Origin of the sequence: Agaricicola taiwanensis, assembly GCF_014635245.1 — a bacterium.
In the GTDB taxonomy this organism is placed as follows: Bacteria; Pseudomonadota; Alphaproteobacteria; order Rhizobiales; family Methylopilaceae; genus Agaricicola; species Agaricicola taiwanensis.
Genome location: NZ_BMCP01000007.1, coordinates 17810 through 43756, shown reverse-complemented (window position 1 = coordinate 43756; position 25947 = coordinate 17810). Strand labels below are relative to the sequence as shown.

At 64.5% G+C, this 25947-nt stretch carries 24 protein-coding genes; 7 read left to right on the top strand and 17 right to left on the bottom strand.

Annotated features, from left to right (window positions below; genetic code table 11):
* Positions 1 to 125 precede the first annotated feature (125 nt).
* Entirely contained in the window at positions 126 to 989 is an 864-nt protein-coding gene (locus IEV58_RS16935) for a LysR family transcriptional regulator (protein WP_188411005.1), read from the bottom strand.
* A 103-nt stretch (positions 990 to 1092) separates the two neighbouring features.
* Positions 1093 to 1242, bottom strand: a complete 150-nt coding sequence (locus IEV58_RS16930) for a hypothetical protein (RefSeq protein WP_188411004.1) — start codon at positions 1240 to 1242, stop codon at positions 1093 to 1095.
* Positions 1243 to 1529: 287 nt separating this feature from the next.
* On the opposite strand from IEV58_RS16930, the gene IEV58_RS16925 reads away from it, so the two are divergent.
* From IEV58_RS16925 to pyrC, 5 genes are all read left to right on the top strand, one after another.
* Entirely contained in the window at positions 1530 to 2279 is a 750-nt protein-coding gene (locus IEV58_RS16925; protein ID WP_188411003.1) for a DUF2243 domain-containing protein, read from the top strand.
* A gap of 39 nt (positions 2280 to 2318) precedes the next feature.
* Positions 2319 to 3230, top strand: a complete 912-nt coding sequence (locus IEV58_RS16920) for an NAD(P)/FAD-dependent oxidoreductase (RefSeq protein WP_229729559.1) — start codon at positions 2319 to 2321, stop codon at positions 3228 to 3230.
* Between the two features lie 180 nt (positions 3231 to 3410).
* Positions 3411 to 5258, top strand: coding sequence for a dihydroxy-acid dehydratase (gene ilvD / locus IEV58_RS16915; protein ID WP_188411002.1), 1848 nt, complete (start codon positions 3411 to 3413; stop codon positions 5256 to 5258).
* A gap of 197 nt (positions 5259 to 5455) precedes the next feature.
* Positions 5456 to 5776: a DMT family transporter gene (locus IEV58_RS16910; RefSeq protein ID WP_188411001.1), complete on the top strand. Its 321-nt coding sequence runs from the start codon at positions 5456 to 5458 to the stop codon at positions 5774 to 5776.
* Positions 5777 to 5880: 104 nt separating this feature from the next.
* Positions 5881 to 6936 (top strand): dihydroorotase, encoded by a 1056-nt coding sequence (gene pyrC / locus IEV58_RS16905; RefSeq protein ID WP_188411000.1) that lies wholly within the window; start codon positions 5881 to 5883, stop codon positions 6934 to 6936.
* A 48-nt stretch (positions 6937 to 6984) separates the two neighbouring features.
* Here the strand turns inward: pyrC and IEV58_RS16900 are convergent, their stop codons facing one another.
* The 4 genes from IEV58_RS16900 to IEV58_RS16885 form a co-directional block, all read right to left on the bottom strand.
* Positions 6985 to 7665, bottom strand: coding sequence for a PRC-barrel domain-containing protein (locus tag IEV58_RS16900; RefSeq protein WP_188410999.1), 681 nt, complete (start codon positions 7663 to 7665; stop codon positions 6985 to 6987).
* Positions 7666 to 7922: 257 nt separating this feature from the next.
* Complete coding sequence (locus IEV58_RS16895) at positions 7923 to 8759, bottom strand: DUF3618 domain-containing protein (protein ID WP_188410998.1); 837 nt, start codon at positions 8757 to 8759, stop codon at positions 7923 to 7925.
* Positions 8756 to 9151 carry a phage holin family protein gene (locus tag IEV58_RS16890; RefSeq protein ID WP_188410997.1) on the bottom strand — a complete coding sequence of 132 codons (396 nt, stop codon included), beginning with the start codon at positions 9149 to 9151 and terminating at the stop codon, positions 8756 to 8758. Before IEV58_RS16890 ends, IEV58_RS16895 begins: the two co-directional genes overlap by 4 nt.
* A 10-nt stretch (positions 9152 to 9161) precedes the next feature.
* Positions 9162 to 9965, bottom strand: a complete 804-nt coding sequence (locus IEV58_RS16885) for a hypothetical protein (RefSeq protein ID WP_188410996.1) — start codon at positions 9963 to 9965, stop codon at positions 9162 to 9164.
* 433 nt (positions 9966 to 10398) lie between these two features.
* Between IEV58_RS16885 and IEV58_RS16880 the strand changes: the two genes are divergently transcribed.
* Complete coding sequence (locus IEV58_RS16880; RefSeq protein ID WP_188410995.1) at positions 10399 to 13710, top strand: ankyrin repeat domain-containing protein; 3312 nt, start codon at positions 10399 to 10401, stop codon at positions 13708 to 13710.
* 139 nt (positions 13711 to 13849) lie between these two features.
* Here IEV58_RS16880 and IEV58_RS16875 read toward each other — a convergent pair whose 3' ends face one another.
* The 10 genes from IEV58_RS16875 to IEV58_RS16830 all read right to left on the bottom strand — a co-directional run bounded on the left by IEV58_RS16875 (position 13850) and on the right by IEV58_RS16830 (position 24150).
* Entirely contained in the window at positions 13850 to 15220 is a 1371-nt protein-coding gene (locus IEV58_RS16875) for a GntP family permease (protein WP_188410994.1), read from the bottom strand.
* A 169-nt stretch (positions 15221 to 15389) separates the two neighbouring features.
* Positions 15390 to 16931, bottom strand: a complete 1542-nt coding sequence (locus IEV58_RS16870; protein WP_229729558.1) for a tripartite tricarboxylate transporter permease — start codon at positions 16929 to 16931, stop codon at positions 15390 to 15392.
* Entirely contained in the window at positions 16928 to 17380 is a 453-nt protein-coding gene (locus tag IEV58_RS16865; RefSeq protein WP_188410993.1) for a tripartite tricarboxylate transporter TctB family protein, read from the bottom strand. Before IEV58_RS16865 ends, IEV58_RS16870 begins: the two co-directional genes overlap by 4 nt.
* A 56-nt stretch (positions 17381 to 17436) precedes the next feature.
* Positions 17437 to 18429, bottom strand: coding sequence for a hydroxyacid dehydrogenase (locus IEV58_RS16860; RefSeq protein ID WP_188410992.1), 993 nt, complete (start codon positions 18427 to 18429; stop codon positions 17437 to 17439).
* The gene (locus tag IEV58_RS16855; protein ID WP_188410991.1) at positions 18422 to 19729 is read right to left on the bottom strand and encodes a Zn-dependent hydrolase; all 1308 of its coding nucleotides are present in this window, start codon (positions 19727 to 19729) and stop codon (positions 18422 to 18424) included. The genes IEV58_RS16860 and IEV58_RS16855 overlap by 8 nt, the downstream gene beginning before the upstream one ends.
* Positions 19726 to 20526: a maleate cis-trans isomerase family protein gene (locus tag IEV58_RS16850; protein WP_188410990.1), complete on the bottom strand. Its 801-nt coding sequence runs from the start codon at positions 20524 to 20526 to the stop codon at positions 19726 to 19728. Before IEV58_RS16850 ends, IEV58_RS16855 begins: the two co-directional genes overlap by 4 nt.
* A gap of 37 nt (positions 20527 to 20563) precedes the next feature.
* Positions 20564 to 21340 carry an HpcH/HpaI aldolase family protein gene (locus IEV58_RS16845; protein ID WP_188410989.1) on the bottom strand — a complete coding sequence of 259 codons (777 nt, stop codon included), beginning with the start codon at positions 21338 to 21340 and terminating at the stop codon, positions 20564 to 20566.
* A 6-nt stretch (positions 21341 to 21346) separates the two neighbouring features.
* Positions 21347 to 22135, bottom strand: coding sequence for a creatininase family protein (locus IEV58_RS16840; protein WP_188410988.1), 789 nt, complete (start codon positions 22133 to 22135; stop codon positions 21347 to 21349).
* 75 nt (positions 22136 to 22210) lie between these two features.
* Positions 22211 to 23170 carry a tripartite tricarboxylate transporter substrate binding protein gene (locus IEV58_RS16835; protein WP_229729557.1) on the bottom strand — a complete coding sequence of 320 codons (960 nt, stop codon included), beginning with the start codon at positions 23168 to 23170 and terminating at the stop codon, positions 22211 to 22213.
* A gap of 26 nt (positions 23171 to 23196) precedes the next feature.
* Positions 23197 to 24150, bottom strand: coding sequence for a tripartite tricarboxylate transporter substrate binding protein (locus tag IEV58_RS16830; RefSeq protein WP_188410987.1), 954 nt, complete (start codon positions 24148 to 24150; stop codon positions 23197 to 23199).
* 187 nt (positions 24151 to 24337) lie between these two features.
* Between IEV58_RS16830 and IEV58_RS16825 the strand changes: the two genes are divergently transcribed.
* Positions 24338 to 25015, top strand: a complete 678-nt coding sequence (locus tag IEV58_RS16825; RefSeq protein WP_188410986.1) for a GntR family transcriptional regulator — start codon at positions 24338 to 24340, stop codon at positions 25013 to 25015.
* Here the strand turns inward: IEV58_RS16825 and IEV58_RS16820 are convergent.
* Positions 24978 to 25829, bottom strand: a complete 852-nt coding sequence (locus tag IEV58_RS16820) for a prephenate dehydrogenase (protein WP_229729556.1) — start codon at positions 25827 to 25829, stop codon at positions 24978 to 24980. The two genes, IEV58_RS16825 and IEV58_RS16820, sit on opposite strands and share 38 nt — an antisense overlap.
* Between the last annotated feature and the right edge of the window lie 118 nt (positions 25830 to 25947).

Sequence of the window (25947 nt, the reverse complement as noted above, 5' to 3'; positions counted from 1 at the left end):
TTCAGTCGTCATGCTCGCCCCTGTGGCGAGCATCCACGAATTTCTTTCCGCCGCAGCCGCAGATAAGGCGCGGATGCCAGGCACAAGGCCTGGCATGACGATTATCGCAGACCTCTCATGTTGAATTATCCGCCCCTGCCCGATGCGATCATCATCTGGATGACGCTCTCCCAGGGCGAAGACCGCATCCAGAACAGACCGATCTGCCGCGTCACGCTCACATCCGGCAGCGGCAGCTTCTTCACCTTGATCCCGGCCGGCCAGGGCTGCTGCCAGTCTGGCACCAGAGAGACGCCGAGCCCCCGGTCCACCAGCACCGCGATGGCGTCAAGCGCGTCGAGTTCGAAGCGCTCGTGCGGTGCGATCTCGTGGCGCTGGAGATAGGCATCGGCCAGCCGGCCACCCCAGCTGTTGCGGTCGTAGCGGATGAAGGGCTGGCGCGCCAACACCGCATGAGGGTCGCGCTCGTCCAGCGTGGCGGGGGCCAGCACCACCAGCGGCTCCTGGCGCAGGATGAAGCGCTCGCAGGCCTTGGGCAGCTTGAAATCCGGCTGCACGAAGAAGCCGCAGTCGAGCTCCCGTGCCATGAGCTGGCGATAGAGACTCTTGGATTCGCCAAGCTCGATGTAGATGTCGAGATCCGGGCAGGAGACCGACAGTTCTTTCAGGATCGGCGGCAGCAGGCCCGTCATGGCCGTGCCGATGGCGCCGATGCGGATGGTACCGGAGATGGACTTGTTGGTGATCAGCGTCGGCAGCTCACGGATCGCCTGCAGGATGGGCCGCGCGTTCTTGATCACCTGTACGCCGGCCTCGGTGGCATGCGCCCGGCGGCCGGAGCGCTCGATGAGCTTGGCCCCGATCTCCTCCTCCAGCGCCTGGATGCGCTGCGCCACGGCCCCCGGCGTCAGGTTCTGATGCCGGGCAGCACCACTGATCGAGCCGTAGTCGACCACGGCGATAAGGCTTTCCAGGAAGCGACTTTCCATGAAGGACATCTATAAGCCCAGCCGCCGGAAGGCAATTTCGCTGCGCTTTTGAAGGTCTCATGAAAAGAAAGGGCGCCTCGCGGCGCCCTCAGATATCGGCCGATCAGCGGGTCTCGGTCGGGGTAGCCTGTTGAGCGACCACCTCCTGCCAGTCCAGCTGCAGTTCGGTGTTGTCCCGAAGATTGATGTTTTCGTGGTTCAGAAACAGGTTTTCGAAGTTGGGGAGGATAGCACCCTCCGTTCCACCACACATATCAGCGTCTCTCCATTGGTTGCAGGAAGTACACCGCCGCCTCGAGAGCATAGATCGTTACTATAATATTAACAGAAATTCTTCCGATTTATACTAATGGTTGCGGCAGAACCATTCCCCCACCGGAGAACAGCAGACGTGCCTTGCCGATCGGCAGCCCGGTCATCCCGCGGAAAGAACATCGCGGACCGGCCAAGGCGCGCCGCGTCCCGCTATCTTCGGAACATATCCTCCTCGAACGATCGTTTAACCGGCAGTTCGGTATGGCACGCCAGGAGGGAACAACCATGGCCGCACCCACCCGCTGGGCCGGGACGCTCGGCTTTGCCCTCGGCGGTTTCTTCGACGGGATCCTTCTGCACCAGATCCTGCAGTGGCATCATCTCCTCAGCCTCGTGCCGGGCATGGCGGACCTGCGCCTCCAGGTGCTCTGGGACGGTTATTTCCACGCGCTGATGTATCTCATTGCCGCCCTCGGCCTCTGGGGTCTTTGGCGCACGCGCGGCAGGCTGTCCGCAACGGGTCCGAGGCCCGCCATCGGCGCGCTCCTGATCGGGTTCGGCCTCTGGCACATCATCGACGGCCTCCTCTCGCACTGGCTGCTCGGCATCCACCGCATCAGGCTCGACAGCGAGGTGCCGCTGTTCTGGGATCTTCTCTGGTTCACCCTGTTCGGCCTGCTTCCAGCCGTGCTCGGCTGGTGGCTGCAACGCAGCACTGGCTCGGGCCGAGGGCTGCGTCCGGCGGCGCTGGTGGCCATCCTCGGTCTCGTCACCGGCGCCGCGGGCCTCTGGGCGCTGCGCCCGCCACCCGGGCAAGCCTTCGCCACCGCCGTCTTCCGGGCCGGGATCGAGCCGGCCGACGTCATGGCGGCGCTGGCAGAGACCGACGCCCGCCTTGTCTGGGCGGATGCCGCCATGGGTGTCGTCGTGCTGGACATCCCCGCCGACAGGCGCTGGCGCCTCTACCGCCATGGCGCGCTTCTCGTCAGCGGAACGGCCCTGCCCTCCGGCTGTTTCGACTGGAGCCGCGCCTGAAACTTGACATCGGACGCTTCACGTATCAATTGAAGTTACATGAAAACGGAAACCCGCATGATCCATGACGTCATCATCGTCGGCGGCAGCTACGCCGGCCTCGCCGCGGCGCTGCAGCTCGCCCGCGCCCGCCGCAAGGTGCTGGTGATCGACGGGGGCAGCCCCCGCAATCGGTTCGCCAAAAGCTCGCACGGCTTCCTCGGTCAGGACGGCCGCGCTCCGGGCGATATCCTGGCCGATGCCAGGGCGCAGCTCATGGCCTATCCCACGGTCAACTGGCTCGACGCCAATGCCGACAAGGCCTCTGCCATCGGCCACGATTTCCACGTCACCGCCGCCGGCAAGGATCATGAGGCCCAGCGGCTGATCCTCGCCACCGGCGTCTGCGACGAGCTTCCCGCCATTCCCGGCCTTGCCGAGCGCTGGGGTGTGGCCGTGTTCCACTGCCCCTACTGCCACGGCTATGAACTCGACCAGGGATCCATCGGTGTGCTCGCCACCTCCGAAGGATCCATGCACCATGCCCTCATGCTGCCGGACTGGGGCGAGACCATCTTCTTCCTCAACGGCGCCTTCACACCTGATGAGGAACAGGCGGCCGAACTGAAACGGCGCGGCGCCAAAGTCGAGACCACCAGGATCAGGCGGATCAGCGGCGAAAGGGCCGATGTGGAGCTGGAGGACGGGCGCGTGATATCGCTCTGCGGCCTCTTCACCCTGACGCGTACCAGCATGGCGAGCCCGCTGGCCGAACAGCTGGGTTGCGCCTTCGAGGAGGGCCCGCTCGGCCCTTACATCCAGACCAATGAGTTCAAGGAAACCAGCGTTCAGGGCGTCTATGCCTGCGGCGACGCGGCCCGGCCCGCAGGCGCCGTGGCGCTGGCGGTGGGTGACGGCACCCTCGCCGGCACCGGCGTGCATCAATCCATCATTTTCCACCGCGATCCCTAGAAGCCGGCGGTGCGAGCGCGACAAAAGCAAACATACCCTCGCGATCGCCGCCGTCAGACCCCATATACCCCTGATCCATAAGGTCCGCTGCGCGCGGTGCGACGCCAACCTGTTCGCACGCCGCGAAAAAAGGGGTTATATGTCGCCCCTCGTGTCCTAGAGAACGTCAGGAATAGCAAGATGCCTGCCTATCGCTCCCGCACAACCACCCACGGCCGCAACATGGCCGGTGCCCGCGGCCTGTGGCGCGCCACCGGCATGAAGGACAGCGATTTCGGCAAGCCCATTATCGCGGTGGTGAACTCCTTCACCCAGTTCGTGCCGGGCCATGTGCATCTGAAGGATCTCGGCCAGCTCGTCGCGCGCGAGATCGAGAAGGCGGGCGGCGTCGCCAAGGAATTCAACACCATCGCGGTGGATGACGGCATCGCCATGGGCCATGACGGCATGCTCTATTCGCTGCCCTCGCGCGAGCTGATTGCCGATGCGACCGAATATATGGTCAACGCCCATTGCGCCGACGCCATGGTCTGCATCTCCAACTGCGACAAGATCACCCCCGGCATGCTGATGGCGTCCCTGCGCCTCAACATCCCGACCGTCTTTGTCTCGGGCGGCCCCATGGAGGCCGGCAAGGTCATCCTGAAAGGCAAGGAAGTGGCACTCGATCTGGTCGATGCCATGGTTGCCGCCGCCGATGACCGGGTCAGCGAGGAAGAGGTTCAGAAGATCGAGCGCTCCGCCTGCCCCACCTGCGGCTCCTGCTCGGGCATGTTCACGGCCAATTCCATGAACTGCCTCACCGAAGCGCTGGGTCTCTCGCTGCCGGGCAATGGCTCGACGCTGGCGACCCACGCCGATCGCGAGCGCCTTTTCGTGGAGGCCGGCCACCTCATCGTCGACATCACGCGTCGCTACTACGAGACCGACGATGAAAGCGTGCTGCCGCGCTCGGTCGCCAACTTCAAGGCTTTCGAGAACGCCATGAGCCTCGACATCGCCATGGGTGGTTCCACCAACACGGTGCTGCACCTCCTGGCGGCGGCCTATGAAGGTGAGATCGACTTCACCATGGATGACATCGACCGGCTGTCGCGCCGCGTGCCTGTCCTCTGCAAGGTGGCGCCGGCGAAATCCGACGTGCACATGGAAGACGTCCATCGCGCCGGCGGCGTCATGGGCATCCTGGGCGAGCTTGCCCGCGCGGGTCTCCTGCACACCGAACTTCCCACCGTTCACAGTGCCACCATGGAAGAGGCCCTGGCGCGTTGGGACATCGTGCAGTCCACCAGCGAGAGCGTGCGTGACTTCTATCGCGCGGCGCCAGGCGGCGTGCCGACGCAAACCGCCTTCAGCCAGAACCGCCGCTGGGATGAACTCGACATCGACCGCGAGAACGGCGTCATCCGCAATGCCGAAAACGCCTTCTCCAAGGACGGCGGCCTCGCCGTTCTCACCGGCGATCTCGCCGTCGACGGCTGCATCGTGAAGACCGCCGGTGTCGATGAATCCATCCTGAAGTTCTCAGGACCGGCGAAGGTGTTCGAGAGCCAGGACGATGCCGTCAGCGGCATCCTGACGGGTCAGGTGAAGCCGGGCGAAGTGGTGGTCATCCGCTATGAAGGCCCGCGCGGCGGACCCGGCATGCAGGAGATGCTCTATCCCACGAGCTACCTGAAATCGAAGGGTCTCGGAAAGGCTTGCGCACTCGTCACCGACGGTCGCTTCTCCGGCGGCTCCTCGGGCCTGTCCATCGGCCATGTCTCGCCGGAAGCCGCCGAGGGCGGCCTGATCGCTCTGGTCCAGGATGGCGACATCATCGAGATCGACATCCCCGGCCGGACCATCCACCTAGCGGTGGCGCCCGAGGTGATCCGCGAGCGCCGCGCCGCCGAAGAGGCCCGCGGGGCCGACGCCTGGAAGCCCGGCGCACGCAAGCGCAAGGTCTCCTCCGCGCTCAAGGCCTATGCTCATTTCACCACCAGCGCCGCGCGTGGCGCCGTGCGTGACGTGGACCAGGTTCGGTAGGCCGCGCCGCTCCTCAAGATGCAACAAGACGCCCGGTCCCGCGCCGGGCGTTTTCGTTAGGGCGAGGCTCAGCCGCCGGGAAAAGCAGCACCGAATTGACGGCTGATATCCTGATTGCTAGTTCGGGTTCGTGTGGGACGACCCGCGCCATCGGATATCATCCCGGGACGACCCGGCCCACTTCAGGAGGGCCGTTCATGGCCTGGATCTATCTCGTTCTCGCCGGTCTGCTTGAAATCGTATGGGCCTTCTTCATGAAGAAGTCCGCCGGGTTCACGCTGCTCGGGCCGAGCGTCATCACCCTGGTCACCATGATCGCAAGCTTTGCGCTGCTGTCGATTTCCATGAGAACGCTTCCGCTGGGAACCGCCTACACGATCTGGACAGGTATCGGTGCCGTTGGCGCCTTCGCCGTCGGCGTCATCGTGCTGGGTGAGGCCGCGACGCCCATGCGCCTGGCAGCCGGCGCCCTGATCGTGTCCGGCATCGTGCTGATGAAGCTCTCAAGCACCGCCTGACGGCGTCAGTTCACAAGTCGCCAGAAGGTTCTCGGTCGAATTGGCCAGGCGGGTTCTTCGTGCCATAAGGCGGGCAACACAACCCGCCGCCGGAGGCCCCGTCCGTGTCCACAGCCGAAATAACCCTCACCATCCCCACGCCGGACGACTGGCACACCCATTTCCGCGATGGCGAGATCCTGAAGGCGGTGGTCCCGCACACCACGGCGCAATTCGGCCGCTCCATCGTCATGCCCAACCTGGTGCCCCCAATCACCACGGTGGATGCCGCCGCGGCCTATCGCGAGCGCATCAAGGCGGCCGTTCCCGCCGGCCACAGCTATACGCCGCTCATGACCTGCTATCTCACCGATGGCGCCAGCCCCGACGAGATGGAGCGCGGCCATCGCGAGGGTGTCTGGGTGGCGGCCAAGCTCTATCCCGCCCATGCCACCACCAATTCCGCCCATGGCGTCACCTCGCTCGACGCCATCGAGCCGGCGCTGTCGCGCATGGAAAAGATCGGCATGCCCATGCTGGTGCACGGCGAGGTGACCGATCACGACGTCGATATCTTCGACCGCGAGAAGGTCTTCATCGACCGGGTGCTATCGGAGGTGCTGCGGCGCCACCCGGGCCTCAGGGTCGTGATGGAGCATGTGACGACCGAGGATGGCGTTGCCTTCGTGCGAGCCAATCCCGACCGCATGGCCGCGACCATCACCCCGCATCATCTGGTGCTGAACCGCAACGACCTCCTGGTCGGCGGCATCCGCCCGCATCACTACTGCCTCCCGGTGGTCAAGCGCGAGAAGCACCGCCTCGCCCTGCGCAAGGCCGCAACCTCGGGCGAGAAGACCTTCTTCCTCGGCACCGACACGGCGCCCCATGCCATTCATCTGAAGGAATGCGCCTGCGGCTGCGCCGGCCTGTTCAACGCGCCCACCACCATGCAGGTCTATACGCAGGTCTTCCATGAGGAGAACGCCCTGCAGCACCTGGAAGGCTTCGCCTCACGCAACGGCCCCGCCTTCTATGGCCTGCCCGTCAACGAGGGCACCATGACCATCGAGCAGAAGCCCTCCACGGCGCCTGAACGCGTGACCACGAACGATGGCATCGACATCGTGGTCTTCAAGGGCGGAGAGGCCCTGAACTGGACGGTAACACGCTCATCATGAAGAAAGGGGGGCGCGAAGCCCCCCAGGTTGCCGTCCGACGACTGACGATCAGTCATCATTGGCGGTCTGGAACTCCGGCGCTTTCTCCAGCTGCTCTCGCGTGAAGTTGACCTTGATGTGGTCGAGCGTGCTGCTGCTCCAGTTCCACGCATTGTTCGCATTAGCTGATGCGTTCGTGCCGTCAGCATTGTTGGTGCCTGCGGCCGGGGTGTTCATGGCTGCAGGGTTGTTCCGGGCGGCTGTGTTTCCAGCTGCAGCATCGGCGCCGGCTGCGTTGCTGGCCGCGGTCGATGCGCGTCCTTCCGTCGGACTGGTGGAAGCGGCGTTGCCGCCTGCCGCATTCGCGGCGGTGTTGCTGTCGCGTGTGACGAACTCAAGCTGGTCAACCGGAATGGCGACTTCCTTCTCGCCCATGCCGAGAAAGCCGCCAACCTCCACGGCAACACCGATCACCCGGCCTTCACGATCCAGGAGAACGTCCTCGACCTCGCCGATTTCCTCGCCATTTGCGCCCCGGATGTCGGCATCCATCAGGTTCGACCCGAGGATCTGATCTTCCTTCTGCTGAACGATGAAGCCGTCGCGCATTTCGACGTTCTGGCTCATGGTGGTTCCAGCGCCTTGTGGCGTTCCGGCAGGCTGGGCGCTGGTGCCGGGAGATCCGGACTGTGCCATGGCGGCACCGGCAAGCATGGTTGATCCGATGAGAGCGGCGGTAAGGGTTTTCATTGGCTGTCTCCTCTCTTGTAGCGCGCGCCGGACATTGAGCCCCACCCCAGACGAGAGGCAGCAGGCGCATCGCAGTTGGTGAAAGGCGGGGACAGGGAAATTTGCCTCCCGCACATGCAGTCTCAATGACTGGGCCACCGCGATGTTCCGGCATCGATCCGAAGAACCGAGACACGGTTTCTTGAACGGTGTCGGCGCCCCAAAAAAAAAGGCGCAGCCCACGGCTGCGCCCCCTGTTCCGGTGAATGCGAGGACCCTCACATCCGGGCGGTGTTCTCGTCCTGCCCGGCAGATTGATGGCCGGTACCATTCGCGCGCGAGGGCATCAGCCCCTGCTTCTCCGCCTCGTGCTCGCCCTCTTCCACGGCGGCCTTCACCACTTCGCGTCCGCGCTGATAACCCTCGGACGCGGCATTTTCGCCGCGCGCTTTCAGATCATCCGCGGCCGAGCCCATCAGCCGGTCTTCGGTGCGTGTCGCCGGCAGAACGCCGCCGAGCGCCGCGCCGACGGCCAGACCCAGCGCGGCCACCAGCATCGGCTGCTGGCTCACGTCATTGACCAGGGCCTGCCCCTGCTCGCGCCGCTGATGGTACATGTCGCGCCCAGAGGCAAGTCCGTCGCTCGCCGAGTCGTAGGCACCGCTGACGGTATCGCGGGCTGACCCATAGGCGCCGCTTGCGGCATTCCGGGCCGAGCCTGCAGCACCGGTCACCGCCTCACGCATGTCATGCGCGGTGCGGGTCAGCGCGTCCCCGACCTTGCTCAGCGTGCTGGGACCACTGGACGAGGTATGATCGTGCGAAGTGCCGGCGCTCTGTGCATAGCTGCTCATGGTGGCAGGCTTTCGTCCGCTCATCAGCCAGGCGATGCCGGCTCCGATGAGAAGCACCGGCAGGGGATTGTCCCGTGCCTGGACCGCGAGGTTGCGGCCGAATTCGGCACCCCCATTGTTCTTGGCGAAGGCCAGCGCCTCATCCACCATCTGGCCCGGGCTCATACGCTCCCGGATCTCGTTCAGGGTGTTGTTGACCTGGGCGCGGCTGTCCTCGACCTCGCGCTCCAGCTCGCTGGAGGATTTATAAGTCTCGTTCATCGCACCTGCTCCTTCACCATGTTCACGTCGCGCTGCGTCTGTTCCAGTGTGCGCCGTGGCGCGAGGTTGGAGGGCTTGAGGCTGCTGATGCCCTTCATCAGCAAGAGCATGCCGATGATGACCACGACGGCACCCACGATGGCGGAAGCCGCCACGGGCGAGAGGTCGAACCGCGTCAACCACATGGCCAGCGCCTGGCAAAGAACCACCAGGCCGGCGATGAGGAGGCCGGCCGCCACGGCCAGCGCGCCGGCGGCGGCACTCACCTGGGTCACCTTCTCCGAAACTTCGGATTTGGCCAGCTGCACCTCCTTGCGCAGCAGTGTCGTCAGTTGATCGACCAGGCCCGTCAGAAGGCCCGGGATGGAACGGTTGTCGTCCTGGATTGCCATGTCACCCTCCTCACTGCCGGGATGCGTTTGGATTTGTGTAGCCCATGCCGGGCTCGGTCGCGCTTACATCGCGTGGGCTGACGCTCGGCTGGTCCGCCTTGTCGCCAGCCGTCGCTCGCGACGAGGGCGAGTCCGCAGGCCGGTCCCAGGTCACCTCCGAGGATGAGGCCACCGAAACGTCGGCCTCCTCCATTTCCGGCCAGCTGCCGCGCTCATCCGGGCGTGCCACATCAGGCCGTGTAGAGGACTGACGCCCCCGGTCCTGTGAGCGGAAGCCCTGGCTTTGGCTGCTGGTGTCCACTGGCCGGTCGGCGGTGCTTTTCAGGAACCGTGACAGCACGAATCCGGCAAGAACCGCACCGCCGAAGAAGGCCGCCGGTTCACGTCGCGCGAAATCGCTGACGGAATGGAGCATGTCGCCCGTGCTGCGTTCGCGCAGGTTGCGCGAGAAATCATTGAGGCCGCGCGCCGCGTCTCGGACCAGGCCGGCCGCCTGCGGCATCTCCTTCTCGAGATCGGAGGCGGCACTGTCGACCGCATGGGCCACACCCTCGAGGCGGTCGGCGCCATATTCCTTCTGTTCGTCAGCAAAAGAGGCTGCACGAGCCCTCATGTCCCTTGCTGCCGAGGATGCACCCTCGCCGATCTTCTCCCGGGCCTTCTGCGCGTCATCGCGAAAATTGGCGCCGGATGATCCCTGCTGCGATCCGCGCGAGGCTGAATCACCTGCAAAACCTTCTGTGTGAACGCGGACTGTCTCGTCGTTCTCCGGCGATGCTTGCCGGGGCGACCCGCTGGTATCGGTGCTGCTCATAGCGCCACTCCCCTGGATTGATGTTCTTCCTTAAGCGCGGCCCAGCCTCGACACGCATAGTGGGAGCGAGCTGCCGCGTTCAGGTGAAACAACTGGCTGGCGCCGCTAACGTTCCGCTGAATGGAGCAGAATGATCGGAGCCATTTGCCCGGCGTGACAGCCGCGGCGGGGACAAGCAGCCGCTCCGCCCCAGCGAGCGACGGCTCGATGACCGTGCGCGCCGCCGTCAGAGGCGGAGCAGCGTTCGCAGCTGAAGTATCAACTAATAGTTTCAAGAATAACTAACATGAGCTCTCCACCCCCAATACGTATGAGCGCCCGATTTTGAACAAAATCGCCGCAGAGACGGAGCCCAATGAAAAAGAGTGTTGTGCCAAATCTATCTGTAGATCATAGCACCGCGCCACAAACGAAAGATGCGGTTATATCTCACATGAGGAAAATTAATATACTGACGTCACCGGAAGATTTGCATGTCGGCTTCGACGGACAAGCAGATCCCGTTTTCGCCCGGTCCGTCGCCTCTGCGCGTGACCACCAGGACGAGGACACATCATCACTCGACGGGGCCTTGGCCGAAGCCATCGAGAAGGGGGACATCGACGCGGTCCGCGACCGGCTTTCCAAGTTGCCCGAGGGGCTTATTCACGGCGTGGACGCCAAGGGTCGCACCGCGCTCCATCTGGCGCTGACCGCACCCAATAACCAGGAAATCGTCCGCCTGTTGGTCGAGACCGGGCGGATCGACATGGCGAAGCTCGATGAGAATGGCAAGAGCGCGCTCGACCTGGCGATTGAGGGCGTTGAGAACGCGACCGACCCCAGCCTGATCTCCATCTCCCGCTATCTGTTGGGCCGCATGACGGGCGAACTCGGGCAGGCGGTCGAGGATCGCAACATCGAGGGAATAACGGCGCTTCTGAACGCGGGAGCATCCGCCAAGGGCGAGTACCGCCAGGGCATTACCTTCTTGTCGCGCGCTGCGGCACATGGCGACGTCGCGGCGGTCAAGGCCCTGCTCGACGCCATCCCTGAAGAGGAGCGCGCCGAGGTCATCAATCGGGCCGATGAACTCAATGGCAATACTGCCATGCATTCCGCAGCGCTTGCCAGTGACGAGATCTTCGCAATCTTCAAGGAGAACGGTGGCAACCCTGAGGCGAGCAATGGCCACGGCGAAACGCCCCTGGAACTGGAGCAGAGGCTAAAGAAGCGCGGCAACACGGATTATATCGCAAGCCCTTACGGGGCGCTCGGTTGGGGCGCCCTACTTGAAGGGATGGGTGCCATGCCTCCCCCGCCGCCTGCTCCCTCGCCCGCTGAATTCGGCGGCGGTTATGCCATTCGCCCCTATCAAGACGAGGAGCGAGAAGCGGGCGAGATAGCACGCGAGCTTTCCGAGCGCCTCGGCTACGAGGTTATGCTCAACTGGCAGATCCGCGATGCGGGTACGGCCAACGAACGCGCCGTGGTTCAGATCGGCAGCATCGTGATCGATGGCGGCGCTGAGCGCACACTGGCCGAGCAGGTCGGCTTCATCATGGGGCAGCTCCGAAACCTGCGCGAAGCCGGCCGCCATTACACCGGACGCCTGACCATTGACCGCCTCTTCGGCGCGCCACAGTTGGTCACGCTGCGCCACGACGCCAACTTCAACGCCATCGACCGCGATCCGTTCACCGGACACGTCACCATTCGCCTCACCGGCGACGGCGGCATCGACGCCACAACGGCGGGAGAAAGCTGGGGCAGCCCAGAGCAGTCGCCGTCAGACGTGGTGATGATGGAATATCTGATCCGCGCCGCCGACATGTTCGAGGGGCTCGACACCGACACCATGATCAACTCCAACGGCATCATGGTGGAGGAGAACTGGGCGCGCGCCATCGGCCTCGGCAGCTTCTGGAGCCGGAACGGGGCCCTCAATGGCTACCGCCTGGAGCGCGGCCTTGACCGCCGCACCTTCTTTGATGACGTCAACGAGCTGGATGCGGCGAACGAATGGGGCGATGCGCCGGTCGAGCAGCAGTTGATCGACCGCTTCACCGAGATCATGAACCGTGCCGGCATCGAGGGCCAGGCGGAATGGGTCGAGGACGACAGCGGCGAATTTGAACATCCAACGGTGTCGCTCCGGTTCGGCAACTTCACGATCTATGGACATTTCGCGGATGCCTATGTCGACCGCGCCGACCAGATCGACTTCATCAACACGGTGGTCGACTACTTCGACCTTTTCGCCGGCTGGCAGGAGGGCCCCGCAATCCTGCAGGCGCTGCAGAACGGCGCCTATCCCGTCGTGATTGAGAGGGTTGAGGAACATACCGAACTCGCGGATGAATACGATTTCGAGGAAGACTTGGGCCAGCATGTCATCCGTCTCGCCGCGGAGGACCTCCCCAGCGCCGAACTGGATGGCCTGATCATGATGGGCGACAGCCTCTTCGCCCACGAAATGCTGCATGCCTATCATGCTGCCACCACGGGTGAAGTGAACCTTCAGACCTTCGACATCGCGCAGTTGCGCGATTCGCCCGTTAACCGCGAAGAGGCCCTTACGGTGGGCCTTGGCCCCTATCAATTCCTGACACGGACGCAGCGCGGCTACGATGCCTATCGCGGGTATGAAACGCGCCTTGCCTACGCCTCCCTTGACGAGCTCGATGAAGACGGTGACTGGGGTGGTGTCAGCGCCATGAATCCTGCGGACTGGTGGACCCGCTACGAGGAAATCCGCCGCATGGAGGCTGAGGCGGACGACCACCGCTGGGACAAGCGCTCGTCGGAGGGTGCCGGCTACCAGGTCATCACGACCGAGGAAGATTATTTCGAGTTCCTTTCCGGTAAGCCCGGCGTCGTCACCTATTTCAGCTCGGATGATGAGTTCCTCGGCGTCATCCGCTTCCATCAGGAAGACACCGAAGGGAACGTGATCAACAAGGGCGTCATCGACCGCAAGGAGAGCCCTGAGGCGGCGGGGCACGCCATCTATGAGCGGAACATGATCGAGCGTGTGCAGAACGGCGAGTATGATTACTCGTCTCTGTTCTTCCTGCGCTTTGCGGAAGGAACAGGCCGGCCCCGGTGGTCGGGCGCCCTCACCCGCGTCGTCGATGACTGGCTGAAGGGCGCAGGTGTCTCGCCCGAGGAATCCGCGAAGTTGCGCGACCACATCCTCAGCAGGAAGGGCGGCTGGACGGAAAAGGCCATCCAGGAGATCCGAGCCAGCGGCGTTACCGAGAACAACGCCATCCTCAACGATGCGCTGGTTGCCTACTCTTATGACCCGGAAGCGTACCCGAGCGCGCAGGACTACGAAAACGCGCTGAACGCTTTGGCGGTGTGGTTCAAGGACAGAATGAGCATTCCATATCACGAGATTCCTGTGCTCGACGAAGAGGCGAAGGGTTATCTGCGGACCATTGTCAGACACTACCTTCATACCTTCGAAGCGAGAGGCGATGAGGCCAAGGTGTCACGCCTGCTGCAAATCTATCATTTTTCCGACGATTACCTGTTCGATGACCTTCCCGGCATCATCGGCAACCGTGTGCAGAATGCCTTCCGGCAAGACGGCTGGGGCACGATCTCCGGAAGAGCGCGTGACGCCGTGAGAGAGGCGCTGGAAGAGCGCGACACCGAGCAATGGAAAGCTCTGCGGGATATCATCCGCGAGCAATACGGCGATTATGTTTCCTGGGCCCGTGCCACCCAGAAGCCGGAAGACCTGGAATATCCGGGATAGCTGCGTTTCGCTCAGCCGCGACAAAGCCGGGTTGAACACCTCGGCTTTATCTTTTGTCACGCGATGGCAGACCCTGCCTGCTCGGCCGCGATACTCTCGTCCGACGGCACCTGAAGAGAGTTGCTCAACGGCTCAACGCTCAGAGGAACATCAAGCTCAGCACCCACACCGCTACCATGGCAAAGGCACCCTGAACCAGGGTGCCTCCGGTCTGCGCCTTGAACGCCGTCGGCAGGGTGAAGCGGCTGAACTGCGACACGACCCAGAAGAAGCTGTCGTTGACATGGGACACCGTCATGCCGCCGGCGCCGATCGCCATGACGGTCAGGACGCGGCCCATCTCGCTGTCGAGCCCGAGCTGCGGCAGGATCGGCGCCACCAGCGCGGAGGTCGTGATCAGGGCAACAGTGGTCGAGCCTTGCGCGCTCTTGAGGGCGGCGGACACCAGGTACGGCATGAAGAGCCCAAGGCCGAGGGCCGACAGCGTCTGCCCCAGATAGGAGCCGAGGGGCGAGGCGCTCAGCACGGCGCCGAAAGCACCGCCTGCGCCGGTAATCAGCAGGATCGGCGCGGCGGCGACGAGCCCCTCCTGCACCTGGTCGGCAAAGGTTTGCGCTTTGTTGCCCGGCTTCAGCAACGGCAAGGCGCATGCAAGGCCGATCAGGAGTGCGAGGATGGGATGCCCCAGGAACATCAAACCGGCCTTCAGTGCGCCCTCGCCGAAGATATTCGCGGGGAAGGCCGCGATCGAGCCGAGGCAGATCAGAAGGATCGGCACGATGATCGGCGCGAAGGCACGGCCGGCGCTGGGGATTTCACCGTATCGCGCACGCAGCGCCTGGTAGTCGATGTCAGGGTCCGTGAGTTCGCTGCCCTCGCCCGACTTCAGGAGGAGGTGGTCATCCTTGCGCAGCCAGATATTCGCCCACAACAGGCCGCCAAGCGCTGAAACAGCCGACACCACCAGGCCGACAAGGATGACGAGGCCAAGATTATCTGCAAGACCGAGATTGCCGGCGGCGGCGATCGGCCCCGGTGTCGGCGGCACGAAGGTGTGGGTGGCATAGAGCCCCGTGGCGAGCGCCACGCTCATGGCCACCACCGAAACCCGCATCCGCTTTGCAAGCGCATTCTTCAGCGAATTCAGGATGACGAAGCCGGAGTCGCAGAAGACAGGGATCGAAACGAGATAGCCGATGATCGAGATCGTCAGCGTGGGAAACCGCTGGCCGATCAGCGCGATCACGCCCTCGGCCATGCTGATGGCCCCGCCCGACTTTTCCAGGATGACACCGATGATGGTGCCCAGCGCGATCACGATGCCGATGCCGCCAAGCGTGTTGCCGAAGCCCGTCCCGATTGTTTTCGGCAGATCTGTCAGCGGGATACCGTAGGCCAATCCGCCCATCAGTGCGGCAACGAGAAGTGCCAGGAACGGATTGAGTTTTGCCCAGGTCGTGGCGACCACGATGAAGGCGACGAGCGCGATGAGGATGACAACGAGAGACATCGAAACACCGGAAGATGCGCCCGGGGCGGCCACCGCCGGACAGGGAGGATCGTCCGACTTAGCCGAAGAATTCGCGCTCCGGCAAGACGGAACCGACTATTGCGCAGATTTCCCAAAGAAAAAGCCGGGCACGATGCCCGGCTTGTCTTTCACTAGAGGCCCGAGACGCTCAGGCCTTGTGGGCTTCGATCGCCATGCTCTCGTCCGATGGTGGCAGCTTCTTGCGCCGGCCGCTGACAGCGCCCCACAGCGACATGGCGAGGAGGCCGGCGCAGACCAGAAGCAGCCCGGCACTCACCGGTCTCTCGATGAAGACGGAAAAGTCGCCGTTGGAGATGAGGAGCGTGCGCCTCAGGTTCTCCTCCATCATCGGCCCCAGCACGAAGCCCAGCAGCAGCGGCGCCGGCTCGAAGCGCAGCAGCATCAGAATGTAGCCCACCACGCCGAAGGCACAGACCATGATCACATCCACGAAGGAGTAGTTCACGCTGTAGACGCCAAGGCAGATGAACACGAGGATGCCGGGGTAGAGAATGCGATAGGGGATCTTCAGCATCCACACCCAGATGCCGACCATGGGCAGGTTGAGCACCAGCAGCATCAGGTTGCCGACCCAGAACGAGCCGACAAGGCTCCAGAACACATCCGGGTGCTGCGTGATGAGCTGCGGCCCGGGCGTGATGCCGTGGATCATCAGCGCGCCCAGCATCAGCGCCATGGTGGGCCCGCCGGGAACGCCGAGTGTCAGCGTCGGGATGAAGGCCGTCTGCGCGGCCGCGTTGTTGGCCGTCTCCGGCGCCGCCACGCCCTCGATGGCGCCCTTGCCGAAGCGCTCCGGCGTGCGGCTGACGCGCTTTTCGAAGGCATAGGACAGGAAAGCCGGGATGGTGGTGCCGGCGCCCGGCACGATGCCCATGATGGAGCCGAGGACCGAGCCGCGCGCGATGGGCGCCCAGCTTCGGTTCATGTCGTCACGGCTCGGGATCAGGTTGCGCAGCCTGATCTTCTGGCTGGCCACCCAGTCGTTGTCGGCCGCTCCCATGCTGGCCAGCACTTCCGATACGCCGAACAGCCCCATGGCCACCAGCACCAGGCTGGCGCCGTCATAGAGGTAGGGGATATCGAAGGCGAAACGGATGGTGCCCGACATGACATCGGTGCCCATGAGGCCGAGCACGAGACCGAGCGCCACCATGGCGACGCCCTTCAGCACCGATCCATTGACCAGCGTGACGGCGGCGATGATGCCGAGCAGCATCATGGAGAAATATTCCGCCGAACTCATGGAGACGGCGATGCGGCCGAGCGGCGGCGCCAGCAGCACCAGCACCGTGATCGCAAAGCAGCCGCCGATGAAGGAGCCGATGGTGGTGACGAACAGCGCCGTTCCGGCCTTGCCTTGCCGCGCCAGCGGATAACCGTCAAGGCAGGTCACCGCTGCGCCCGCATCCCCCGGCAGGTTCAGCAGGATCGAGGCCGTGGAGCCGCCGTACTGCGAGCCGTAGTAGATGCCGGCCAGCATGACCAGAGCCTGCGTCGGCTCAAGATAGAAGGTGAGCGGCAGCAGCATGGAGACGGTGGCGAGCGGCCCGATCCCCGGCAGCACGCCGACGAAGGTGCCGACCGTGACGCCGACGAAGCAGTAGAGCAGCGTCATGGGATCGAGGGCATGGAGAATGCCGCCGCCCATGCTGGCAAGGGATTCCATCATAGCGGCCACCTGACGACAGCGAAGGGAATGGAAAGGCCGAGGACGAAGATGAGGTAGCAGAACAGCGACAGACCCATCGCCGTGAGCACCGTCTGGCGCCAGTTGAACCCCGCCTCGCCCAGCCGTGCCAGGATGACGGTGGCGAAGATCGCCGGGACGAGGCCGAAGGTCTGGATCAGACCCGCGAAGGCAAGAATGGAGGCCGCGATGGTGGCCACGGCCCGCCAGTTCGGCTTCGGCAGCACGCCGTCGTGCAGGAAAGCCATGGCGGCGACGCCGAGGCCGCAGATGACGACGATGATTCCGAGCGCACGGGGAAAGAAGCCCGGCCCGATGGAGGCCATGTCGCCCATGTCGTAGTTCAGACTTTCAAGGAAGACCAGGAAGCCGACGAGGGCCATCAGCCCGCCGCCGACCAGATCCGTCTTGTCGATGCGCCAGTTCTGCATGTCCGGCTCTCCTTTGGGCGGGATGAGCGATCGCTGGCCCATCCCGGAATGTCAGGTCAGGCCTCCGCGGCGGAAGGCAGGCGGCGCGTCTCCCACACGGAGACGTCGACGATGTGCGGCGGTCGCTGGCCAGCAAGAACATCGATGATCTGTTCGGCGCACTGCGTGGCCGCGTTGCGCAGGGCATCCTCGGTGGAGCCTGCCACATGCGGCGCCAGCACGATGTTGGGAAGCGTCAGCAAGGGGTTGTCGGTCGACATGGGCTCGGGGTCATAGACGTCGAGGCCCGCTCCAAGGATCTGGCCATCACGCAGCGCCTCGTAGAGCGCCTGCTCGTCGATCAGCGAGCCGCGTGCCGTGTTGACGAGGATGGCGCCGGGCTTCATCAGCTTCAGCGTCGTCGCATTGATCATATGCCTGGTGTCGGGGCGCGAGGGGCGGTGCAGCGAGATCACATCGGACTGCCTCAGGACGTCCTCAAGGCTTCCCGCCACGCGGAAACCGCTCGCTTCCAGCGTCTCCTTCGGGGTCGAGGGCGACCAGACCAGCACGTCCATGCCGAAGCCCGCGGCCGCCATTTCCGCCGTGATGCGGCCGATGGTGCCGAAGCCGATGATGCCCATGGTCTTGCCCGAGATCTCGACCATTCCGCCGGAATATTTGAAGCGCCAGTCGTTGTTGCGGGTCGCCTGGTCGGCGGCAACGGTGCGCTTGGCCACCGCCAGCATCAGCATCAGCGTGTGCTCGGCCACAGACCGCGCATTGGCGGTGGGCGTGAAGACGGTGGGGATGTTCAGTTCCTTGGCGCGGGCAAGATCGATCTTGTTGGTGCCGATGCCGTGGTTGGCGATGACCTTGAGCCTCTTGGCGGCATCGAGTGCGACGGCATTGATGCCGGCGTCGCGGGTGATGATGGCGTCGGCATCGCCGATCTCGGCGGCCACCACGTCCATGGCCGCGGAGGACGCATGGACAACCTCGATGCCGGCCGCCTTGAGGACGTCGACGCCGGCGGGATGGATGGGCTGGAGGATAAGACATTTAGGCATCGACGGCGGGCCTTTCGTTCTGATCAGCAGAGGCAAGATTGACGCCAGATTTCATGTCGAGCGCGCTGGCGAGCAGGCGCGCCCCGGCGGCGAAATCGGCAAACTCCATATGTTCCAGCGGGTTGTGGCTGCCGTTGGCATTGCGGATGAACAGCATGGCGGTGGGCACGCCCTGGAGTGCGAAGACCGCCGCGTCATGGCCCGCACCGCAGGGCATCTCCTTTGCCGCGATACCGAGCATCTCCGCCCGCTGCATGAGCAAAGCCCTCAAGGAGGGAGCCATGGTGGCCGGATCGCTGGAGGTGCGGGGGCCGAGATCGATGGTGACCTTGGTTTCCTCCGAGATGGCCTTCACATGGCGCTTGAGACGTTGCTCCATCTCCTTCAACGTCTCCGGTTCGAACGACCGCACATCGATGCAGAAGTCGACGCGGCCCGAGACTTTTGAGAAATCGGCCTGCGCCGGATCGGTGGAGAAACGGCCGAAGGTCACCACGAGGTCGCGGCCTTCCGCCTCCAACGCCTCCCAGTCGTCATTGAGCGCATTGACCAGCCGCGCAACGGCCACGACTGCATCGCGGCGATGGCTCCGGGGCGTGGCACCGGAATGGGCATAGGCGCCGCGTGCCCGCGCCTCGCGATAGCGGAAGCTGCCGCGGATGCCGGTGACGATCCCCAGGGGAAGCCCCTCCTCGATCAGCACCGGCCCCTGCTCGATATGCGTTTCGACGAAGCAGGCGATGTTTTCCGGCTTCAGGGCGGCCGCGCCATGGCTCAGCCGTTCCGGAACACCACCAAGGGCGGCGATGTGCTCGGCCATGCTGCGCTGGCTGTCCGCGCGCGGCAGGCCCAGCGCTTCCGCCGGCAGTTTGCCGAAGGCCGCCTTGCTGCCGGGATAGGAGATGGGGAACCAGGCGCTCTCCTCGGCCCGGATCGCCATGACGGTCACATCCACCGGCGGCACATGCCCGGCCTTCTTCCAGCCGGCCAGCACCGCAAGGCCCGCCAGCACACCGGCCGCGCCGTCGAAGTTGCCGCCGCGCGGCACGCTGTCGAGATGCGACCCGGTCATGATGACAGGGGCGGAGCGGTTCCGCCCCGGCAGCGTGATGTAGAGGTTCAGCGCCGCGTCGAGCTTCACCTCAAGCCCGATCTCCTCGGCTGCCTTGCGTACCAGGTCGTGCGCCTTCTGCTCGCCCGCGCCATAGGCGTCGCGGGTGATGCCCACGCCATCGAAGGAGAGGTCGTGCAGCCTCGTGAAGAGATGCTCCGCCAAGGCAAGATCGGGTTCGACAATCATGCGATGAGGCGCTTCATGCCGGGCTTGAAGGCGTCCATGGTGATGGGGTCGAGACACTCACGCATGAGCCGGCCATAGCCCTCCACCGGCGTCGGCAGGCCGAGCAGGCGCAGGCATGACCAGAAGCAGGCCTGATTGGAAATCACCACCGGCTTGCCGAGATCGCGCTCGATGTCCTCGATCACGTCGAGCGAGGCGAGGTTGGTGCAGGAGATGAAGAGCGCGTCCGCCTCGGGGCGGTCGATCATCTGCGCCAACCGATAGACCTGCTGCGGCGGCACACGGCCTATGCCACGGCGCTCTTCCTGCGTCTCGCCCAGCTGCATGCCGTGCATGGAGACGACGTTGAAGCCGTAGTCTTCCTCCAGGAAGCGCTTCTCGCTCTCGTTGACGAAGGTGACGTAGGGCGTGCCCACGGCAATGTTCTTGGCGCCAAGCGCGCGCAGGCCGGCGACCACGCCGCCGGCGGCGGCGGTGGCCGGGGTCTTGGTGCGCGAGCCCATCTGGTCGAGCAGTTCCGGCAGCGGGCAGATGATGGAGCCCGAGGTGCAGCCATAGGCGATGACATCCACTTCCGCCGTGGCGAGGCGGTCGGAGGCCTGCGACAGGGCATCCGCCATCTCGAAGTAGGACTTCTCGGTGGCCTTGCCGAGCAGCATGACGCGGTCGGTATGGATGGTGACGCCTGGAGGCGCCATGCGCCAGAATTCCGGCTCGTTGATGGTGTTGGTCGAGGGGACGATCAGTCCGATCTTCGCCTTCCAGCCGTAGGGGCTGTACATCGAAACGGCTTTCATGGGTCTTGTCTCCTTGGGCTCTCCGGCCCCTTTAGCGTTACTTCGCCTTCAGCTCGGAAGCGGCGGCGGAAAAGGCGTTGAAGAGGACGTTGGCGTCATTGGCGAAGGGCATCCAGCCGATGCCGCGCTCGATCCATTTCTTGCCCGTGGCGACGTCCTGGACCGAGAACCCCCACGGGATCTTCTTTTCCGTGCAGACCTCGATGACGCGCTCGGTGGCGGCTTCCATCTTGGGGTGCTTGACGAGACCGGGCACGCCGAGGTCCTGCGACAGGTCGTCGGGCCCGATCATGATGGCGTCCAGCCCGTCGACATCGCAGATCTCCGGCAAGGCATCGAGCGCCTGCTGGGTCTCCACCATGGCCACGGTGATGGTGCCGGCGTTGATTTTGGCGATCTGCTCGGCCGGATCGGCCAGGCGCAGGAAGTCGGTGTGCGAGCCGCGCATGTTGAGGATGCGCTCGCCACGCGGATAGTACTTCGTGGCCTTGATGATGGCCTCCAGCTGCTCCGGCGTGTCGACGCGCGGCAGGAGAAGCCCTTGCGCGCCTGCATCCAGCGGCCGCGTCAGGTCATGCGGGTTCATGGTGCCGGCGGGGCGTACGATGGGCGTGATGCCTGAGGCGCGCGCCACCAGGGCGGCGGTGCCGACCTGTTGGATGGTGAAGTCGGTGTGCTCCATCTCCAGGATGACGAAGTCGAGCCCGGTGGCGGCGAGCAGCCGCATGAACTTGGGGTGATCGACCAGCGTCGCCCAGGTGCCGACGGCGGGCTTGCCTGACTGAAACAGCTTCTTGACGTTGTTCTCAAGCATGTCGGATCACGCCGCCTCGGGCTTCAGGACCATGCCGCTGAACTTCTTGGCGGCTTCGGCGATGTAGGCGCGGCTGGTTTCCCAGATGACCTTGCCCTGCTCGGCATTGGCGGCGCTGGCGTCGCCCTGCATGCCGAGCGGCGTGTAGTCGGAGATGTCGGAGAACACCTGGAACGAGGACTTGCCGAAGGACACCTTGCCCGAGGACACGGTCTTCACACCGTCCACGAAGGAGCGCAGCGGAGGCGGCGCCTGGACGCGGTCCATGAAGACGTACTCAGGGCAGACGTGCAGCGCGGCGGAGGTCACCATTTCCGAGGCATGGCCGGTGGGCGCCTTGTCGGTGGTGTAGGTGACGCCGGCCACATCGCGCATGATGGAGAAGACGTCGATGAGGCCGCCGACGGCGCCCCACTCCTTGCGCAGCGAGCGGCAGATGCTCTCGATGGGGCCGAGCGAACCGGCATGGATGTTGACGAAGAAGAAGTGCTTGAAGCCCTGTTCCGCGAGGCCGTGGCACATCTCACCCAGATAGGCCTCCACGGTCTCCATCTTCACGGTCAGCGTGCCCGGATAATCCAGGAACATGCAGGAGTAGTTGAACGGCATGATCGGCACGACGGCAAAGCCGGTGATCTCGGCCACCTGCTGCGCCATGAGCTCGCACAGCCGAAGCTCGGTGCCGGTCGCCAGGTGCGGGCCATATTGTTCGGTGGCGCCGACCGGGATGAGGACGGTGTCCTCACGCTTCAGATATTCGGCGATGTCGGCATAGGGGACGAGATCAGTGCGCATGTTCAACCTGTAAGTGTTTGACGTCGGAGAGAAGGATCGTGGGTCGGGCGGAGAGGCGCCGCCCGGCCCCATCAGTCACTTGTTCCAGGGGGTGATCTTCCAGAGTTCCCGGAATGTCGTGTCGGCACGCTTCAGCGTTTCGTTGTATTCATCCCGCGGCACGTAGCGCAGCGGCTGATAGGTGTTCTTGGACACCGTCTTGAATTCCTCGTTCTCCACCACCTTGGCGAGCCCGGCCGAGAGCTTGTCGAGGACTTCGGTGGGCGTGCCCTTGGGCGCGCCGATGCCGCGCAGCGAGCCGCCTTCGATGTCGTAGCCGGCCGACTTGAAGGTCGGCACCTCGGGCGCGATGGCTGCCGGCTCCGGCGACATCACGCCGAGGATGCGCCAGGGGGCACCGGCGGCGAAGGTCAGCGCTTCGCCGAGGTTTGCCATGGACGCCTGGATTTCGCCGGCAAGCAGCGCGTTGCGGGCCGTGGAGGCGCCGGTGAAGGGGATCGGCTTCAGGTCGATGCCGGCGGCGCGCTCCAGCAGCAGGATGCCGATGTGCCCGGCCGATCCGACGCCCTGCGTGCCCACCGTGATCTCGCCGGGCTTTTCCTTGGCGGCATTGACGAGATCTTCGATGGACTTGATGGGTGAGGATTCCAGCACATTGATGGTGCCGGGATCGTCCACCACGCCGGCGATCATGTCGAAGCTGTCGAGACTGAAGCGGGCCTCGCGCTCGATCGGGATGGTCACGATGCCGGGCGTGTTGATGATGCCGATGGTGTAGCCGTCGGGCTTGGCATTGGCGACTTCGGCCAGGCCGATTTCGCCGGCGGCGCCCGGCTTGTTGACCACGACGATCTTGCCGCCAATCTCCTCCTCCAGGAACTTGGCGATGGTGCGGGCGGAGATGTCGGTGCCGCCGCCGGCGGCGAAGGGCACGACCATGGTGATCGGGCGTTCGGGATATTCCGCGGCGGCGGGCGCCGCCTGGGACAGCACGCCGGCCACTGCGGCGGCAAGAAGCATCTTCACTTTCGTCATGCGTCGCACTCCTCTGGGCTGACGGTTCACTGTTTCCAAGGTTGGGCCTGCCAAAGCTTCAGCATGCTCTGGTTGGATTCCTCGAGAGCCCTCGCGAAGCCCTCGGCGTCGAGGTAGCGGATCGGGACGGCCGCCTGGGCGGACGCATCGAGAAAGGCCTTGTCTTCCATCACCGCCTTCATCGCGGTGCGCAGCTTCTCTAGCACATCCGCCGGCATGCCCTTGGGACCGCCGAGCCCGCGCAGCGAGCCCGCCATGATGGGAAAGCCCTCTTCCTTGAAGGTCGGAAGGTCGGGCGCCTGGGCCGAACGCTCGTCGGCCATGACACCAAGGATGCGCCAGGGTTGGCCCGCGCCGAAGGATTGCGCCTCGCCGAGGTTGGCGGTGGCCACTTCAATGTCTTCGCTCAGGAGCGCGGTGCGCACGCCCGCCGAGCCGGTAAAGGGCACGTGGCTGGCGGAAATGCCGGCCTCCTCAGCCAACAGCAGCATGGCGATGTGGCCGGCGGAGCCCACGCCCGCCGTGCCATAGGTCAACTGCCCGGGCTTCTCCTTCGCCGCGGCAACGAGATCCTTCACCGTCTTGATCGGAGAATTGGCGTGGACGCTGAGCGTGCCCGGATCCTCGGCGATGGTGCCGAGAAGATCGAAGCTTTCGGTCGTGAAGCGCGCCTTGCGCTCGATGGGAATGGAAAGAATGTTGGGCGTGTTGAGAATGGCGAGCTTGTATCCGTCCGGCTGGGCTTCGGCGACCTCGGCCATGCCGACTTCGCCGCCGGCGCCCGGCCGGTTGATCACCATGACGGTGCCGCCGATCTCTTTTTCCAGCGCGTCGGCGAACAGGCGCGCCATGATGTCGGTGCCGCCGCCGGCGGCGAACGGGACGATGATCTCGATCGGGCGCTCGGGAAATTCCGCATAGGCGGGCAGAGCCGCGCATAGCCCCGCGATTACGGCCAAGGGCCGCAGCAGCTTCTTCATGTTTGATCCCCTCTGTCACACGCGGTGTTCGCGTTGCGACATCATCTGAAGCGCCCCCGTTTTCGGATTTTGGCGCCTAGGCTGAATTCTCTTTGAGGTCCGCCCAGCGGCTGATACACAGACATATTCAGGCTGAACACAAGTGGTATACCACTGGTCGATCGAAGAGGGGAAGAGGGAAATTCGGATGCGTGCGGAAAAAATGGATGCAGGCGTGGACGGCGAACGACAAAGCTCAAGAGGATTGAGCGCGCAGGCCTATGAGACGATCCTCGACATGATCATGTCCAAGGAGCTTCGGCCGGGCGACATCATCCAGGAGCGGCGCCTCGCCGAACGTGTCGGCATCTCCCGCACCCCCTTGCGTGAGGCGCTGCATCGGCTGGAGGGCGAGCGCGTGCTGGAGCGCCGTGGCGAGGCCAAGCTCACCGTGCGCGAAATCACGATCCAGGACCTTATGGAGGCGCTCCACATTCGCCGCCTTCTGGAATCGGAAGCTGCCGCCCGCGCCACCGGCCATATCCCGGCGGAGGTGCTGGACGATCTCGCGCACCGGCTCCATGCCCTGCGCGATGGCGGGGATCCGACGGTGCCGGATCATCATCAGATCGATGACGACCTTCACGGCACCATCGCCGAGGCCTCCGGCAACCGGCTGATGGGCGAGATCATCGCCGATCTCAGGCGCAAGACGCGCATGTTCTCCATGAAGCGCATGCCCGAGCGCTTTCCCGCGATCTGCCAGGAACATCTGGAGATCGTCGAGGCGCTGAAGGGCGGCGATCCCGACCGCGCCGCCAAGGCGGCCACCCAGCATCTCGACAACGTCAAGCAATCGATCCTGAGCAAGCTGGCGGATTTCTGAGGCCGGGTATCGGCTCGCGGGGCTTCCCCTCCCCGCCCTCGATGACCTGCAGCACCGGCCGCGCCAGCTCGCGCTCAAGCTCGGCGGAAAGCCCAAAGAATTGCCGCCGGACACCGGCCGCATGCGGGTTCATCCGCTCGATCGCGTCGAACACCTCCGGCGCGTCATGCCGCACCATGCCGACGGCCTGCATCATCAGGTCGAAGCTCCGCGTGGTCATGCGCGAGGGCAAGGGCTCCAGGCGCATCAGCAGCCGCGCGATCATATGGGTCAGCCCCTGCACCGCCGCCATCTGCCGATCATGTTCGTCGGCCGAGGTGGGGATGACATCGAGCCCGAGCACATCGGACAGGAAGGCGCGAACAAGCCCGAGCCTGCGGCCGCCGCGCAGCGGACAGAGCGCGATCCTGAGGCCCCTGATGCCCTCACGCGCGCTTTCGGGTCCGAACAGCGGATGCGTCGCGATGACGTCGACATGGAGGGGCAGCCCGGCGTGCATGATCTCGGCCGGCATGAGCTTGACGGAGGCGACGTCGAGCACGAGCGCGCCGGGAACAAGATGAGGCGCGATGGCCGCCACCGCCTCGGCCAGCCGGTCAACCGGACAGGCGAGCACGACGACGGGGCAGCCGGCCGCCTCCTCAAGGCTGGCGCGGATGACACCAGGGATGGCCGTATCGCTGAAAACGGGCGCGGGATCATGGGCCAGCACAGGCACATGGGGTGCCAGATGCCGCGCCATGAGACGGCCGAAGGCGCCGAAACCGATGATGCCGACAGAGCGGGGAAGCGGGAAAGGGAGAAGGGACTGCACGTTTCTGACCTCGAGAAAGCCGAGACGTCAGCAGTGTCCAGAAGCTTCAACCACCGACGACGCAGCGGTTGAACAAATGACGAGCACGTTCACCGCTTGAGGAGCGGTGCGTAATAAA